Annotated in this window: 13 protein-coding genes; 8 read left to right on the forward strand and 5 right to left on the reverse strand. The window is 65.3% G+C overall.

The genetic code is table 11. The features are described from left to right. The first annotated feature begins 180 nt into the window (after window positions 1-180). The 3 genes from IVB40_RS18030 (at window position 181) to IVB40_RS18040 (ending at window position 4,438) form a co-directional block, all read left to right on the forward strand. Window positions 181-471, forward strand: coding sequence for a succinate dehydrogenase assembly factor 2 (locus tag IVB40_RS18030; protein WP_247359378.1), 291 nt, complete (start codon window positions 181-183; stop codon window positions 469-471). Further along, window positions 468-3,986, forward strand: a complete 3,519-nt coding sequence (mfd, locus tag IVB40_RS18035) for a transcription-repair coupling factor (protein WP_247819473.1) — start codon at window positions 468-470, stop codon at window positions 3,984-3,986. Before IVB40_RS18030 ends, mfd begins: the two co-directional genes overlap by 4 nt. A gap of 242 nt (window positions 3,987-4,228) precedes the next feature. Beyond that, window positions 4,229-4,438, forward strand: a complete 210-nt coding sequence (locus IVB40_RS18040) for a cold-shock protein (protein ID WP_007610535.1) — start codon at window positions 4,229-4,231, stop codon at window positions 4,436-4,438. Window positions 4,439-4,637: 199 nt separating this feature from the next. Here IVB40_RS18040 and IVB40_RS18045 read toward each other — a convergent pair whose 3' ends face one another. The 3 genes from IVB40_RS18045 to IVB40_RS18055 form a co-directional block, all read right to left on the reverse strand. Then, the gene (locus IVB40_RS18045; RefSeq protein WP_247819474.1) at window positions 4,638-5,864 is read right to left on the reverse strand and encodes a GGDEF domain-containing protein; all 1,227 of its coding nucleotides are present in this window, start codon (window positions 5,862-5,864) and stop codon (window positions 4,638-4,640) included. An 85-nt stretch (window positions 5,865-5,949) separates the two neighbouring features. Next, window positions 5,950-7,452, reverse strand: a complete 1,503-nt coding sequence (locus IVB40_RS18050; RefSeq protein WP_247819475.1) for a class I adenylate-forming enzyme family protein — start codon at window positions 7,450-7,452, stop codon at window positions 5,950-5,952. Window positions 7,453-7,456: 4 nt separating this feature from the next. Further along, window positions 7,457-9,307 (reverse strand): extracellular solute-binding protein, encoded by a 1,851-nt coding sequence (locus IVB40_RS18055; RefSeq protein WP_247819556.1) that lies wholly within the window; start codon window positions 9,305-9,307, stop codon window positions 7,457-7,459. 259 nt (window positions 9,308-9,566) lie between these two features. On the opposite strand from IVB40_RS18055, the gene IVB40_RS18060 reads away from it, so the two are divergent. Then, on the forward strand, window positions 9,567-10,379 hold the full coding sequence (locus IVB40_RS18060) for an invasion associated locus B family protein (protein ID WP_247819476.1): 813 nt from the start codon (window positions 9,567-9,569) through the stop codon (window positions 10,377-10,379). Window positions 10,380-10,455: 76 nt separating this feature from the next. Here IVB40_RS18060 and hspQ read toward each other — a convergent pair whose 3' ends face one another. Next, window positions 10,456-10,788, reverse strand: coding sequence for a heat shock protein HspQ (hspQ, locus tag IVB40_RS18065; protein WP_027518019.1), 333 nt, complete (start codon window positions 10,786-10,788; stop codon window positions 10,456-10,458). Window positions 10,789-10,894: 106 nt separating this feature from the next. On the opposite strand from hspQ, the gene IVB40_RS18070 reads away from it, so the two are divergent. After that, window positions 10,895-11,848: an AEC family transporter gene (locus IVB40_RS18070; protein ID WP_247819477.1), complete on the forward strand. Its 954-nt coding sequence runs from the start codon at window positions 10,895-10,897 to the stop codon at window positions 11,846-11,848. A 7-nt stretch (window positions 11,849-11,855) separates the two neighbouring features. Here the strand turns inward: IVB40_RS18070 and IVB40_RS18075 are convergent, their stop codons facing one another. Beyond that, a complete protein-coding gene (locus IVB40_RS18075) occupies window positions 11,856-13,040 on the reverse strand; it encodes a UbiH/UbiF family hydroxylase (protein ID WP_247819478.1) in 1,185 nt (394 codons plus the stop codon). An 87-nt stretch (window positions 13,041-13,127) separates the two neighbouring features. Here IVB40_RS18075 and pcsA point away from each other — a divergent pair, with 87 nt between their 5' ends. From pcsA to IVB40_RS18090, 3 genes are all read left to right on the forward strand, one after another. Next, a complete protein-coding gene (pcsA, locus tag IVB40_RS18080; protein WP_247819479.1) occupies window positions 13,128-13,895 on the forward strand; it encodes a phosphatidylcholine synthase in 768 nt (255 codons plus the stop codon). Beyond that, entirely contained in the window at window positions 13,892-14,629 is a 738-nt protein-coding gene (locus IVB40_RS18085) for a TerC family protein (protein ID WP_247819480.1), read from the forward strand. Before pcsA ends, IVB40_RS18085 begins: the two co-directional genes overlap by 4 nt. Before the next feature lie 76 nt (window positions 14,630-14,705). Then, window positions 14,706-15,680 (forward strand): quinone oxidoreductase, encoded by a 975-nt coding sequence (locus IVB40_RS18090; RefSeq protein ID WP_027566995.1) that lies wholly within the window; start codon window positions 14,706-14,708, stop codon window positions 15,678-15,680. Window positions 15,681-15,710 lie beyond the last annotated feature (30 nt).

Here is a 15,710-nt window from a genome sequence, read left to right on the forward strand (position 1 = left end):
CGAACCTAGGATCGTTTTCGCTCGTCATGCCCGGCTTTGTGGGCGGCATCCACGTGTTTTTTCGTGTCCCTGCGGCGGCGGCGGGCCATGACAAATCGAGGGCTGACAGGGCCCGCCCGAGTGGCTATATCACCCCGGCCCGGCACGTCCGGGCTTTTGGCGTTTGACTGGAATTGAGACATGACGGGAACGACACGATCGAGCAACGGGCTGGACGACCGCCGCAAGCGGCTTCTGTTCCGCTGCTGGCACCGCGGCACGCGCGAGATGGACCTGATCCTCGGCCGCTTCGCGGATGCCGAGATCGGCAATCTGTCCGATGACGAGCTGACGCAGCTCGAGACCCTGCTCGAAGAGGCCGATCCCGACCTCTATGCCGCCATCACGGGGGACAAGGTGCTTGCCGCCGACGTCATCGGCCCGCTGTTTGCGCGCATCAAGGCGTTTCCGATCGCGGACCGCGAGGTATGAAGCCGGGGATGAAATCGCCGGCCGAGCTGCTCACGCCCGGCCGCGCGCTCACCCTTGCAAATGTCGCCGAGGGTGCCGAGGGCCTCGTCGTTTCCGATCTCGCGCGCGCCATCGCGGCGCGGCCGAAGAAGCCGGCTGTCAGCCTCGCGGTGATCTGCCGCGACGGCCCGCGGATGCAGCAGCTCGAACGCGCGCTGCAATTCTTCGCGCCCGATTTGCCCGTGCTGACATTTCCGGCCTGGGATTGCCAACCCTATGACCGCGTCTCGCCGCATGGCGGCGTCCTCGCGCAGCGGCTGACGACGCTGGCCCGGCTGGCGTCCTTGACCGGCAGCGACAAGCCCCTGATCGTGCTGACCACGGTGAACGCCGCGGTGCAGCGCGTGCCGGCACGCGACCTCGTTGCGGCGCAGGCGCTGTCGGTCGCGCCCGGCAACGTCGTGCCGATGGACACCATCGTCGCCTGGCTCGAGCACAACGGCTACAACCGTTCCTCGACCGTGCGCGAGCCCGGCGAATATGCCGTGCGCGGCGGCATTCTGGACCTGTTTCCGGCAGGCCTCGACCAGCCCGTCCGCTTCGACTTCTTCGGCGACAGCCTGGAGTCGATCCGCACCTTCGATGCCGAGACCCAGCGCACGTTGCTCGACATGCGCGCGCTCGATCTCGTGCCGATCTCCGAATTCCAGCTCGTCACCGACACCATCCGCCGCTTTCGCATGGGTTATGTCGCCGAGTTCGGCGCACCCGAGCGCGACGATGCGCTCTACGAGGCCGTCAGCGAGGGTCGCCGTCATCCCGGCATGGAGCATTGGCTGCCGCTGTTCCAGGACCGCATGGACACGCTGTTCGACTATCTGCAAGGAGCAGCCGTCGCGATCGAGCCGCAGGCCGAGGATGCCATCCGCGAGCGCTTCAAGCAGATCCTCGATTATTACCAGGCCCGCCGCGACGCGATGGAGCATCCGGGCGGCGGCGCCATCTACAAGCCGCTGCCGCCTGACCGGCTCTATTTGACCGAGGAGGAGTGGGCCAAGCGCGAGAGCGGGATGCCGCTGGTGCGGCTGACGCAGTTTTCGGTGCCTGCCGATGGCACCAGCGTGGTCGATGCCGGCGCACGCAAAGGCCGCGACTTCGCGCCGGAGCGCAACGATAACAATGTCAATGTCTTCGAAGCCGTCGTCGCACATGTGCATGGGCTACTGACAAGCCGCAAGAAGGTGGTCATCGCGCTCTGGACGGAGGGCTCGCGCGACCGCATGACCTCGATGCTGCGCGATCACAAGCTCACGCCTGTGACCAGCGTCAATAGCTGGCGCACGGTGCAAGCGACCCCGCGCAACGAGACCATGCTCGCCGTGCTCGGCCTCGAAAGCGGTTTCGAGACCGACGAGATCGCGCTCATCAGCGAGCAGGACATCCTTGGCGATCGGCTGGTCCGGCCGCGCAAGGCGAGCCGCAAGCTCGACAATTTCATCTCGGAGGTGACGAGCCTCGCCGCCGGCGACATCGTGGTCCACGTCGATCACGGCATCGGCCGCTTCATCGGCCTGCAGACGCTGGACGTCGCCGGTGCGCCGCATGACTGCCTCGAGCTGCATTATGCCGCCGAGACAAAACTGTTCCTGCCGGTCGAGAACATCGAGCTGCTGTCGCGCTACGGCTCCGACCAGACCTCGGTCGAACTCGATCGTCTCGGCGGTTCGGGCTGGCAGACGCGCAAGGCCAAGCTCAAGAACCGCATCCGTGAGATCGCGGGCGAGCTGATCAAGATCGCCGCCGAGCGGCATCTGCACGAAGCGCCGAAGTTGCCGGTGCAGCCGGGCCTCTACGACGAGTTTTGCGCGCGCTTCCCCTATGACGAGACCGAGGATCAGCTTGGCGCGATCGAGTCCACGCTGAAGGACCTCGAGCTCGGCCGTCCAATGGACCGGCTGATCTGCGGCGACGTGGGCTTCGGCAAGACCGAGGTGGCGCTGCGCGCTGCCTTCGCCGTGGCGCTCGAAGGCAAGCAGGTCGCGGTCGTGGTGCCGACCACGCTGCTCGCCCGCCAGCACCACAAGACGTTCACCGACCGTTTCAAGGGTTTCCCGGTCCAGGTGGCGCAGGCTTCGCGCCTGGTCCCGGCCAAGCAGCTCAATCTGGTCAAGAAGGGCCTCACCGACGGCTCGGTCGATATCGTCGTCGGCACTCACGCGCTGCTCAGCAAGTCGATCAAGTTCCGCGACCTCGGCCTGCTGATCGTGGACGAGGAGCAGCACTTCGGCGTCACCCACAAGGAGCGGCTGAAGCAGCTCCGCGCCGAGGTGCACGTGCTGACGCTGTCGGCGACGCCGATCCCGCGCACGCTCCAACTCGCGCTCACCGGCGTGCGCGAACTCTCGATCATTGCCTCGCCGCCGGTCGACCGTCTCGCGGTCCGCACCTTCGTCGCCCCGCACGATCCGCTGATGATCCGCGAGGCGCTGCTGCGCGAGCGCTATCGCGGCGGCCAGGCGTTCTACGTGGTGCCGCGCATCGACGACCTCGCCGAGGTCAAGGACTTCCTCGACAAGAACGTTCCGGAGATGAAGGTCGCGGTCGCGCACGGGCAGATGCCGCCCGCCGTGATCGAGGACATCATGACCGCGTTCTACGACGGCAAGTTCGACATCCTGCTGTCGACCACGATCGTGGAATCCGGCCTCGACATCCCCAACGCCAACACGCTGATCGTGCATCGCGCCGACATGTTCGGCCTCGCCCAGCTCTATCAGCTCCGCGGCCGCGTTGGCCGTTCCAAGCTGCGGGCCTATGCGCTGTTCACGCTGCCGGCGCAGCAGAAGATCACGGCGCAGGCCGAGCGCCGGCTCACCGTGCTGCAATCGCTGGAGACGCTGGGCGCGGGCTTCCAGCTCGCCTCGCACGACCTCGACATCCGCGGCGCCGGCAACATCCTGGGCGAGCAGCAGTCCGGCCACATCAAGGAGGTCGGCTTCGAGCTCTACCAGTCGATGCTGGAGGAGGCGATCGTGAACCTCAAGGCCGGCGTGTCCGAGCCCGCCGCCGATCGCTGGTCGCCGACGATTACCATCGGCATGCCCGTGCTCATTCCGGAGGACTATGTCGGCGATCTCTCGGTGCGGCTGTCGCTCTACCGCCGGCTCGCCGACCTCGACAGCGAGGAGGAGATCGAGAACTTCGGCGCCGAGATGCGCGATCGTTTCGGTGTGCTGCCGGACGAGGTGCGCTATTTGTTCAAGGTCGCCGCGATCAAGGCGTTCTGCCGTCAGGCCAATGTCGGGAAGATCGATGCCGGTCCGAAGGGCGCCGTCATCGCCTTCCGTGATAATTCATTCGCCCATCCCGACCGCCTGGTGTCGTTCATCCGCAGTCATGGCCAAGCCGCGAAGGTGCGGCCCGACATGAAGGTGGTGTTCCTGCAGGATTGGGAGACGCCGGAGGAGCGTCTGGCCGGCACAACCGAGATCATGCGCCAGCTGGCCCAGCTCGCGCAGAGCAAGAAGGCGGCGTAGAAGTTTCCGGAGGCGGCGCGGCGCGAAACGACGCGCCGCGCCCGGATCCCGGAACAGCGACATATGATCACTTGCGGAATGATCGAACAGTTGCTACCTTCAATCTATCGAGTTTCGGCCGAACGACTTGGCCTCGCCGCTGAAAAGCGCGCCTGACTGACGACCCTCCCTCCAGATCTCGACGACACCCACCGCGCTTCTGAGCGCGGCTAAACGTTTATCTATCTTAAAGGACGATCCCCATGACGACGGGAACTGTGAAGTGGTTTAACAGCCAAAAGGGCTTCGGATTCATTCAGCCGGACGAAGGCAGCCAGGATGTCTTCGTTCATATCAGCGCCGTTGAACGCGCCGGCATGAATACCCTCAACGAAGGGCAGAAGGTTTCTTTTGAAATCGTTGCAGATCGCCGGACCGGCAAGTCTGCTGCTGAAGATCTGCGCGCCGCATAGGCTGCCGCAATCTCATTGACGTTGCTTTGACCACGGATGTACTGGCAGAGCTTCGGATCTTTGGACCCGCGACCGTTCACCGGCCGCGGGTTTTTTGCGCCGGCTGCCGGCCGTCGCGAATGAGAATGCGAACGCTGTTTCGAGTAAAATTCCACATAAGAGCAGTCGAGCTCTGACGGCAGCGAGCGCCGGCGGATGACTATGACGCCGCCCGTGACGCATCGGCCGACAGCCGCCCAAGCAGCGACCGTGCCGTATCCGACGGCGACAGCGAATCCACCGAGATGACGGGATCGCTGCGCATCTCGTGCTTGCCGTTCGAGGTATGCCGCATCACCGCGGAGAGGCGGCGGGCGATCATGTGGGCGGTGCGGAAGTCGGTCTCCGCGAACACGACGATGACCGAGCCGTCCTTCTGCGCCACGCCGAAATCCATCTGCCGCATCAGGCGGCTCAGAATACGCGCGGCATCGAGCTGGGCGCGGGAATTGCCGGGGTCGAAGGCGAAGCGCGCGACCGAGAGGCCGCCACCGCGGGCCAGTGTCTGCTCGACCGCCTTGGCAAAATCGCGTGCAAAGGCTTCCACCGTGAGCAGGCCGCTGCGCGGGTCGAGCCAGCCGCCGGCATCGATCGAGCGCAGGGTGCGGCTCAGCTGGGCTTCCATCGCGTGCTGGCGGATCAGGGGCAGCGCGTTGGCGGCGACCTTGGTCGGCTCGCCCGGGATCAGTTCGAGATTGGGCAGGTCGTAAGTCTGCGTGAGCTGATGCGCAGTGACGATCACGGGCAGGCTGCGGAAGCGGGTGTCCTCGGCGAGCACCGTGAGGAAGGCATCGGTCACGCGGGGGGTAAAACCTTCGGCGAGCACGACGCCGTCGAGGTCGCGGGTGTTGAGATGCTTGGCCGCCGCCTCGATCGACAGTGCCCCGATGACGCCGACGCGCTCGCCGAGCGCGACGGAAAGCGCGGGGTAAGCAGCGCCGCGACCGATCAGAAGCACCGTGGCATCGCGAACGGGATCAGCCTCCGGCAGCGCGACTTTCACCTCGGGCAGCCGGCGCAGCACCGTGGCATGGAGCGTGCGAATCCGTAGTGCGGCGCGAAGCCGCGCGATCAGGCGTTCGGAATGGCCGGCGCGCGAGGAAGAGAAGGGCAGGGCGTTGTGCGGGAGTGCGCCTGCCGCATCCAGCGCCACGAAGGGAAGGTAGGGCGATTGCTCCGCGATCTTTCTGGCGAGCAGCGCCAGATGCGGCTCGTGCCCGGCATCCATCGCGGCGAGAACCACGGCCGGCTGTACCTCTTCGACCGCGCGCACCGCGCCGGCCCAGGCGGTGTCGATTACGGGGAAGAATCGCGCCTCGTCCAGCGCCGCGATGAAGGCCGGCCGCTCGCCATTGGACACAAACAGGATCGGGCCGGCCTGGGACATCGAGAGACTCTGATCACGCGACAGGTGCCGCGCAATCTAGTCCGGCCGCCTTAATGCAGCGTCAATGGAACGGTCGAAACTACGCTTAGACCGGCCCGGAACGGTCGCGAAAAGCTTCGACCATCAGGGGGTTAAGCCCGAGTTCGCTGAGCGCCTCGCGGGCGCGGGCGTTGTCCTGGGCCCGGCCCGCGAGCCGGTGACCGGAGAGCCGGTCGGGCAGCGCGGTCAGCAAGGCGCCCTGGCCGAGCCGGCGCGCCCATTCCTGGAGGTCGTTGGACAGGAAGCGGTAGCCGCCGACCGCCATGATCCCGGAGGGCGGCGCGGTGATGCAGATCGCGCCGCTGGGACGATCGAGCCGCGCGGCATAGCCGGTGTCGACATAGTCGCGTGGCGGCTGCGCGATCAGGCTGTCGCCGACCGGCGGCGGCGGGGCGTAGGCCGCGATCGGCACCATCGGGCCGCGCAGCCCGAGCGTGCCCTTCGGCGTCAGCAGAATCTCGCCGGCGATCGACGAACCCGACTGCTCGCGCGGCGCGCCGTGCGGTCCCGGCATCACCGGCACCGGCATGCCGTCCTCGCCACGCCGGGCGCCGAACAATCCGGCCTCGCCGAACAGATAGACATCCGTGAACGGCGCATGCGGCGCGATCCATGCCTCGCTCGCCGCCACCTGCTCGGGGGCACGCCAGAGGCCGATGACGTTGCGCAAGGTCGGCATCCGCGCCGCCAGATCGGAATCGCCGAGCCGCTGGGCATACTGCGCCGGTGCGATCAGCACGTCGCATTCGTGCGCGTTGATCTGCTGCTCCAACACGTCGTTCTCGAACGGATGATGCAGCGCCAGCGTGCCGCCGCACAGCAGCCACACCGCGAGCGAGGAGGCGAGTCCCGCGAACGACATCGGCGTGAACGCCGCCATCACGGTCGCCCCCTGCCTGATGTCGGCTTCCAGCGACATCGCGAGCCCACCGGCGATCAGGCTGAAATGCGGCCGCGGCACCGGCCGAAAGCCTTCCGCGGTGACGTCGAAGGAGATCATCGCCGCCTTGCGGCCATCCTGAATCACGGCGCGCGCGGTGCCGGGCGGACGGGCCAGCACGTCGTCGAGCGAGGCCATACCTTCGGGCAGGTTGGTGCCGAAGCCGCAGACATGGCGGATGGAGAAGGCTTCCGCGGCCGCGTGCATCGCGAGATCGGAATAGCTGACGCCGTCGACCGTGCTCATGGTGACGATGGCGCGCGCCGCGGTGCGGTTGAGAGCGGCGGTCAGTTCGGCATGGCGCCAGAGCAGTGGCAGCACGGCGACGACGAGGCCGGCGCGATGGGCGGCGAGCACGGTGAGCACGAACTCGACCGTGTTCGGCAGCTGGATGGCGATGACGGAATTGGCCGGCAGGCCCGATTCGACGAAATAGGCCGACAGCGCCTCGATGGCCGTGTCAGCCTCGGCATAGCTCATCCGCCGCGGCTGGTGCCCGGTCACGCGGAACTTGTTCAGGGGGTCGAGCAGAGCGGTCGCGTGCGGCTGCCGCATCAGCGTGCGCTGAAACAGCGTGTCGAGCGTCGGCGATACGGCTGGCTGGTTCACGGCGTCACTTTGCTTGATGAGCTTGCGGCGGCCCCTTCGACCACCAGGTCTCCGGCAAATAGCCGGACAGCGAGGTGGCCTCTGGCCGTTCTATCCGATTCCAGCGCGCGATCCATTGCTCCGATACGTTAAACAGGGGGATTGTATAGAAACCGGAGATCAAAGCGCGATCGAGCGCCCGCACTGCGGATACGAAATCCGTATGTTCACGGGCTTCCAACAGTGCGGCGATCATCGCATCGACCGCGGGATCCCTGGCGCCCATGTAGTTGCGGGTGCCCGGATTGTCGGCGGCAGCGCTCCCCCAGTAGAAATATTGCTCGTTGCCGGGCGACAGCGACTGGTCCCAGCGGTTCTGGATCATGTCAAATTCGTAGGCGAGCCGGCGCTGGTCGAATTGCACAGGATCGACCGATCGCACGCTCGGCTCGATGCCGGCGCGCTTGAGGTCGCGCTGGAACGCAAGCGCGACGCGTTCCTGGTCGCGGGTCGTGACCAAAATCTCGAAGGTGAAGGGCGCCTTGGTCGCGCGGTTGCGCAGCACGGTGCCGTCGAGATCGTAGCCGGCTTCCGACAACAGCTTCAGGGCTGCGCGGAGCGTGGTCCGGTCGCGGCCCGAACCGTCGGTCACCGGCAAGCGGTAGCTGCCGTCCAGGATGTCAGGCGGGATCTGCGCGGCGAACGGCTTGAGCAGCTCGCGCTCGCGCGCATCGGCGGGATGGCCATACGCTGACAGATCCGAGCCGGCAAAATAGCCGGCGACGCGCGAGTAGAGGTTGAAGAAGTAGTTGCGGTTGACCAGCTCGAAATCGAACAGCAGCGTCAAGGCCTGACGCACGCGGATGTCGGCGAAGATGGGGCGCCTCGTGTTGAACACCAGAAATTCGGAAGGTTGCGGCACGCCCGGCCTGAAGGTGTCGCGGATCACGTCGCCATTCTTCGCCGCGGGAAAGTCGTAGCCGTCGTGCCAGCGCAGCGGCTCGTGCTCGATGCGGAAATCATAAAGGCCGCGCTTGAAAGCTTCGAACTGGCCGTTGGCCTCGCGAAAATAGTCGAGCCTGATCTCGTCGAAATTGTAGAGCCCGCGATTTATTGGGAGGTCGTGGCCCCAATAGTCGGGATTGCGGGTCAGCGTCACGCTGGCGCCGGGCCTCACGGCGGTGACGCGATAGGGGCCGGAGCCGACCGGGCCCGTCAGCGTCGTCTCCTCGAAAGCCGCGACGTTGACCGCGTGTTTCGGCAGGATCGGCATCAGGCCGAGGATCAGCGGCAGTTCGCGGTCATTGGCTCCCGCAAGGTCGAAACGGACGGTGAGGGGATCCAGCGCCTCGGCCCTTGCCACCTTGCCGTAATATTGCCGGTGATTGGGGCGGCCGTGGTCGCGCAGCAACTGCCAGGAGAACAGCACGTCCTCGGCGCGGACTGGCTTGCCGTCGGAGAAGCGGGCGCGGGGATCGATGTGGAACGTGACAAAGCTGCGCTCGTCATCGGTCTCGACCGATCTGGCGAGCAGGCCGTAGAGCGTAAACGGCTCGTCATTGCCGCGCGCGAGCAGGCTCTCGACCACGTAGTTCCGGACCGGCTGCACGGCCAGTCCCTTGACGATGAAGGGATTGAGGCTGTCGAAGGTGCCGAGAACGCCCCAGGTCAGCCGTCCGCCTTTCGGGGCTTCAGGGTTGACGTAAGGCATGTGGGTGAAATCGGCAGGCATCGCCGGCTTGCCGTGCATGGCGATGGCGTGGGCTTCCGCGGCCCTTGCGCCGCTTGCCGGGAGCCCCAAGGCGAAAGCCAGGATGCAGAGGCGGACGCAAAGACCCTCAGGGCGGCCCTCGAGAAGGCGCTGGAACATGAACATCTGCACACGTTGATTCGAGGACTGCGGGCCTGAATCCTATCACAGGGATTTTCCCGGGGGCGCACGCCGGCGCGCGGCCAAAGACGCTTGTCGGCATTGATCTTTTCGTCGGCCACGTTAAGAAGGCACGCAATCGCGCACGAGCGCCGAGCCGTCACTTATCCGCCTCATTTGACGGGGAGAGAGCCGCGCCCAACGCGGCCAGGTTCGGTGCGTCGAAGCGGTTCGGGCACTTCCCGTTTAGAAAGGGTTTTCCGCAATGAATTTCCGTTACTTGGCCGCGTCCGTCCGGCCGCGCGGGCGACTTCTCGTCTTGTTGACGGCGACAGCGTTGGCCGTCCCGTTTGCCGCCGAGGCTCAGGCTCCCGCGCCAGCTCCGGGCGCGCCCGCGCCCAAGGCGGCTCCGCCGAAGGCGGCTCCGAAGGCTGCCCCCAAGGCGCCGGCGCCGGCCGCTCAGGCACCCGCCCAGCCGGCTCCCGCCCAAGGCGCTCCGGCTCAGCAGGGCGCGGCTCAGCCCGCGGATCAGCAGATTCAGCTGATCTATGCCCCCTGGACCAAGTTCTGCCTCAAGGGCCAGGACGCCAATGCCAAGCAGGTCTGCTTCACCGGCAAGGACGGCCGTATCGAGTCGGGCCAGCCGGTCATCGCGGCCGTCATCATCGAGCCGGAAGGCGAGCCGAAGAAGATCCTGCGTGTGACGCTGCCGCTCGGCATGCAGCTGGTGCACGGCACCCGCATCATCGTGGACAACAATGCGCCGTTGCAGAGCCCGTACGTGATCTGCTTCCAGAACGGCTGCATGTCCGACTACGAGGCCACGCCCGAGTTCATCAACAGCATGAAGAAGGGCCAGAACCTCGTTGTTCAGGCGATCAATGCCAACGGTGCGCCGCTGACGCTGCCGCTGCCGCTTGCCGGCGAATTCCAGAAGGCCTATGACGGTCCGCCGACCGATCCGAAGGTGTTCGAGGAAACCCAGAGGAAGCTGCAGGAAGAGCTCCAGAAGAAGGCTGAAGAGCTGCAGAAGAAGCAGCAGCAAGCGCCTGGCGCCCCTCCGGCTGGACAGAAGTAATCGGGACCCGATCCCGGACATGAAAAAGGCGCTCGGTTCGAGCGCCTTTTTTGCTGGCCAGTTGATGGCTGCGAACTCAGTTCAGCGACGGATTGCGTGGGCGGTAACCGCCGGTCTTGTCCTTGACGAAGATCTCGGCGACCTGGGAATGCCGGACCGGTTCGCCGGAATCGTCCGGCACCAGGTTCTGTTCGGAGACGTAGGCGACGTATTCCGACTCCGCGTTCTCCGCCAGCAGGTGATAGAACGGCTGGTCCTTGTGGGGCCGCACCTCCTCAGGGATCGACAGCCACCACTCCTCGGTGTTGTTGAATTCCGGATCGATGTCGAAGATCACGCCCCGGAACGAGAAGATCCGGTGGCGCACGACCTGTCCGATCTGGAATTTGGCGGTCCGCGCTTTAATCATTCTCCGTCGATAGACCAGGATTGTGGCCGATGCTAGTGCCCTGATCTGGAATTAACCCGCGGGTGCGGGGCAGATAGCCCCCAAATCTTCAGAAAACACTTTATCAATGGTCGATATCCTCAATCTGGCTCTACCTTATTTCGGCTTGATCTTCGTTGGATTCGCCTGCGGCAAGGTCAAATCCCTGCCGGAATCGGGCCTCGCCTGGATGAACTTCTTCCTGCTCTACGTGTCGCTCCCGGCTCTGCTGTTTGCGATCATGTCGAAGACGCCGTTCTCCGAATTGAACAACCCGCCATTCCTGGTCGCGACCACGCTGTCGACCGTTGCGGCGTTCACACTCGCGCTGGTCGCCGGCAAGGTTCTCGGCGGGCTGACATTGCGCGAGGCGACGCTCGCCGGGCTCTCCGGGGGCTACGGAAACATCGGTTACATGGGACCCGGCCTGGCGCTCGCCGTGCTCGGGCCCAAGGCCTCGGCGCCCACTGCGCTGATCTTCTGCTGTGACAGCATCTTCCTGTTCACCATCGTGCCGCTGCTGATCGAGCTTTCCGACCGCGATCATCCCTCGATCGTGCATGCCTTCGGCGTCGTGCTGAAGCAGATCGTGCTCAACCCATTGATCATGTCGGCCTGTTTCGGCGCGGCCTTCGCATCGTTGCATATCGAGATGCCCGTCGCGCTCGATCGCACCATCACATTCCTCCAGAACGCAGCCGCCCCGACCGCGCTGTTCGTGCTCGGCGTCACGGTCGCACTCCGCCCGTTCGATCGGATCCCGTGGGAAGTGCCGGGCGTGATCGCGGTCAAGCTCCTGATTCACCCGCTCGCAGCGTTCGGCCTGATGCTGGCGTTCGGCCCGTTCGCGCAGCCCTGGGCGGCGACCGCCGTGCTGATGGCCTCGCTGCCGCCGGCGCTGAACGTGTTCGTCATCGCCCGGCAGAACGACGCCTGGATCGAGTCGGCCTCCGTCGCGGTGCTGCTCGGGACGTTTGCGTCCGTGGTCACCCTGACTAGCGTGATGTGGGCGATTCAGACCGGCCGGCTGGCGTTTCCTTGAGCGGTCGTTACTTCCGCCAGGTCGGCGTCACCCCCTCGCGCATCGCAAAACGCCGGAGCGGGCCGATGGCGCCGAGCAGGTGCATGCCGACCGCGCGGACCGGCTGGAGCGGCAGGAAATCGTTGAGCAGCGAGCGGTTGGCGATGTCGATCGCAAAGGTCCGGCTCAGGATGTCGGGACGCCGGGCCCGGTCGTAACGCTTGAGCACGTCTGCTGCGCCAGGATCCTGACCGGACGCGATGGCCTCGCCCGCAAGCCGCGCAATGTCGGCGGCATCGCGGAGGCCGAGATTGAGGCCTTGGGCGCCGATCGGCGGAACCACATGGGCGGCTTCGCCGACTAGCGCGATGCGATCGCGGCCGAAGGATTTGGGACGTTCGATCGCCAGCGGAAACAGATGGCGGCCCGGCTCGACCGTCATGCGTCCGAGGATTGAATGCGACTGCTTCTCGATCGCGGCGGACAATTCCTCGTCGCTCAATCCGCGAATCCGTTCGGCCTCCGCAGGCGCCGAGACCCAGACGACGCTGGAGCGATCGCCAGGCAGGGGCACGAACACGCAAGGACCATGCGGCGTGTGGAACTCGGTCGAGACGTTGCGATGGGGCCGCGCGTGGCCGACGTTGAAAGTCAGCGCCGTCTGGGTCAGCTCGCGCCGCGTCACCGTGATGCCGGAGGCTTCGCGGCAAAGCGAATGCCGGCCGTCGGCTCCGACCACGAGGCGGGCCGAGAGAAATTGCGCCGCGGCAGTGCGGATCGCGACGTCATCGGCTTCGATGACGACAGTTTCGGCCTCGTCGTCGAAACGGACGAGACCAGGCAGCTCGGCCGCACGCGCTTCCAGCGCCAGCATCAGCGAGCGGTTGTCGATGTTGTAGCCGAAGGCATCGCGGCCGATTTCCTGGCAGGAGAACCGGACCTCAGGCGCACGAAACAGCCGACCGGTGTCGTCGACGAGCCGCATGATTTCGAGCGCGGCCGCCTTGTCCTTGCAGCGGGGCCAGACGTCGAGGCTCTCCAGCAGATCGACGGAGGCACCGAGCAGCGCCGTGGTGCGATTATCGGCATAAGGCATGCGACGCGCCACCAGCGCGGTCCGTGCGCCCGCCTGCGCCAGTGCGATGGCCGCGCTAAGTCCCGCCGGTCCGCCGCCGATCACGGCCGCGTCAAAGAGTGTCGATGCATCTGTCATGGAACGACATTGGACACGCCCCGCGGCAAATTCAAGCCCAGTCATATTGCCCTGATTTTATGACGAATTGTGCGACCGGGCGTCGCAATGGCTTATGTGCAAACCGGCGTCATTCTGATAGCAGAAGCCATGGACAGCCAAGAGGATTCCCTGAAGCCCAGGCCCGCGATCCGGGCCGCTGCCTTCTCGGTGCACATCTTCACCGCGTTCGGTGCGGCGATCGCGCTGCTGGCGATGCTTGAGGCCGTGCGCGAGCACTGGGCGGCGATGTTTCAATGGCTGGGCGTCGCCCTCATCATCGACGCGATCGACGGGCCGATCGCGCGCCGGCTCAACGTCAAGGACGTGCAGCCGAACTGGTCGGGCGACGTGCTCGATCTCGTGGTCGATTTCGTCACCTACGTCTTCGTTCCGGCCTATGCGATCGTGGCCAGCGGCTTGCTGCTGCCGGTCGCAGCACCCTTGCTCGGCGTCGCCATCATTGTCACCAGCGCACTATATTTCGCCGATCTGCGCATGAAGGCGGACGACAATCATTTCCGCGGTTTTCCGGCGCTGTGGAATGCGGCGGCGTTCTATCTGTTCCTGCTGCACTGGCCGCCGCTGCTGTCGACGCTGTTGGTCGCAAGCCTGGTGGTGCTGACCTTCGTGCCGTTCCACGTGCTGCATCCGGTGCGCGTCGTGCGGCTGCGCTGGCTGACGATGTCGCTGATCGCGATCTGGGCTCTGCTTTCCTTCTACACGCTGCAGATGGACTTCCGCGTCGGCGCCGGCGTGACTGTCGTGCTCTGCGCGATCGCACTCTGGATCAGCTTCAGCGACGCATTAATACGGCTGACAAGATCCTTCGCATGATGCACCTGTTGACCAGCCCAGAAGCCTGGGCCGCGCTCCTCACTTTGACCGCGCTCGAGATCGTGCTCGGCATCGACAACGTCATCTTCCTGTCGGTGATCGTTTCGCGCATTCCCGAGAAGCAGGCGCACCGCGCCCGCCAGATCGGGCTCGCACTGGCGCTGGTCTTCCGCATCATCCTGCTCAGCCTGCTGGTCTGGCTGATCGGCCTGACCGCGCCGGTGTTTTCGTTTTCGGGCTACGGCTTCTCGTGGCGCGACCTCATCCTGATCGGCGGCGGCCTGTTCCTGATCGCGAAGGCGACGCACGAGATCCATGGTGAGGTCGAAGCCGATGACGGCGAAGGCGACGCGAAGTCCCCTCGTAGCGCTTTCTTCTGGGTCATCGTCCAGATCGTGATCATCGACATTGTGTTCTCATTGGACTCGATCATCACGGCGATCGGCATGGCGCAGGACATCGAGATCATGATCGCGGCCGTCGTGATCGCCTGTCTCATCATGTACATTTCGGCCGGACCGGTGTCGCGATTCGTCGCGGAGCATCCGACCACGAAAATGCTGGCGCTGGCCTTCCTGGTGCTGATCGGCGTCGCATTGGTCGCGGACGGATTCCAATTCCACATCCCTCGCGGCTACATCTATTTCGCGATTGCGTTCTCGGCGGCGGTCGAGTTCTTCAATGTGCTGGCCAAGCGCAACCGCAGGAACACCCGCAAAAAACCGTCGGTCTAGGCGTTCCAGCCGGCGTCGAGTTGACAAGGCGGGCGCGATGTCTTTCGCTGGCCCCGCGAGAAGAGGAGGTCAGGTGATGACCAAAGCCGTCCGTGTGCACAAGGTCGGAGGCCCCGAAGCCCTGGTCTATGAGAGCGTCGATGTTCCGGCGCCCGGCCCCGGCGAGGTGCGCATCCTCCAGCATGCCGTCGGCCTGAACTTCATCGACGTCTATTACCGCACCGGCCTCTACAAGGCGCCGGGGCTGCCCTTCATCGCCGGCAACGAGGCCTCGGGCGAGGTTCTCGCAGTCGGGCCGGGCGTGACGAATTTCCATCCGGGCGACCGCGTCGCCTACTACCACAATCTCGGCGCCTATACCGGGGAGCGCAACATCCCCTGGGAGCGGCTCGTCAAGCTGCCCGACCACATCACCCACGAGCAGGGCGCCGTGCTGATGCTGAAGGGGCTGACGGTCTGGTATCTCCTGCACAAGACCTTCAAGGTCGAACCGCATCATCGCGTGCTGATCCATGCCGCGGCCGGCGGCATCGGCCTGCTCGCCTGCCAATGGGCGAGGGCAATGGGCGCCCACGTCATCGGCACCGTCGGCTCGCGCGAGAAGGCTGCGCTTGCCGAGGCCAATGGCTGCGACCATGTCATCCTCTACAATGAGGAAGACTTCGTCGCGCGCGTCAAACAGATCAGCCGCAACGAGGGTTGCGATGTGGTCTATGACGGCGTCGGCAAGGCGACGTTCCCGGGCTCGCTGTCCTGCCTGAAGCCGCGCGGGATGTTCGTCTCCTTCGGCAATGCCTCAGGGCCGGTGCCGCCGTTCTCGATCGCCGAACTCAATACCCACGGCTCGCTGTTTGCGACCCGGCCCAAGCTCAACGACTATATCGGCACCCGCAAGGAATTGCTGGAAGGCGCCGACACGCTGTTCGCTGCCGTCATCAACGGCAAGCTGCACGTGCCGATCAATCATGCCTACGCGCTCAAGGACGCCGCCAAGGCGCATATCGATCTCGAAAGCCGCAAGACCACGGGCGCGTCGATCTTGAAGCCGTAACTCAGGTCATTGCGAGCGAAGCGAAGCAAT

Source organism: Bradyrhizobium sp. 40, from assembly GCF_023100925.1.
Classification (GTDB): Bacteria; Pseudomonadota; Alphaproteobacteria; order Rhizobiales; family Xanthobacteraceae; genus Bradyrhizobium.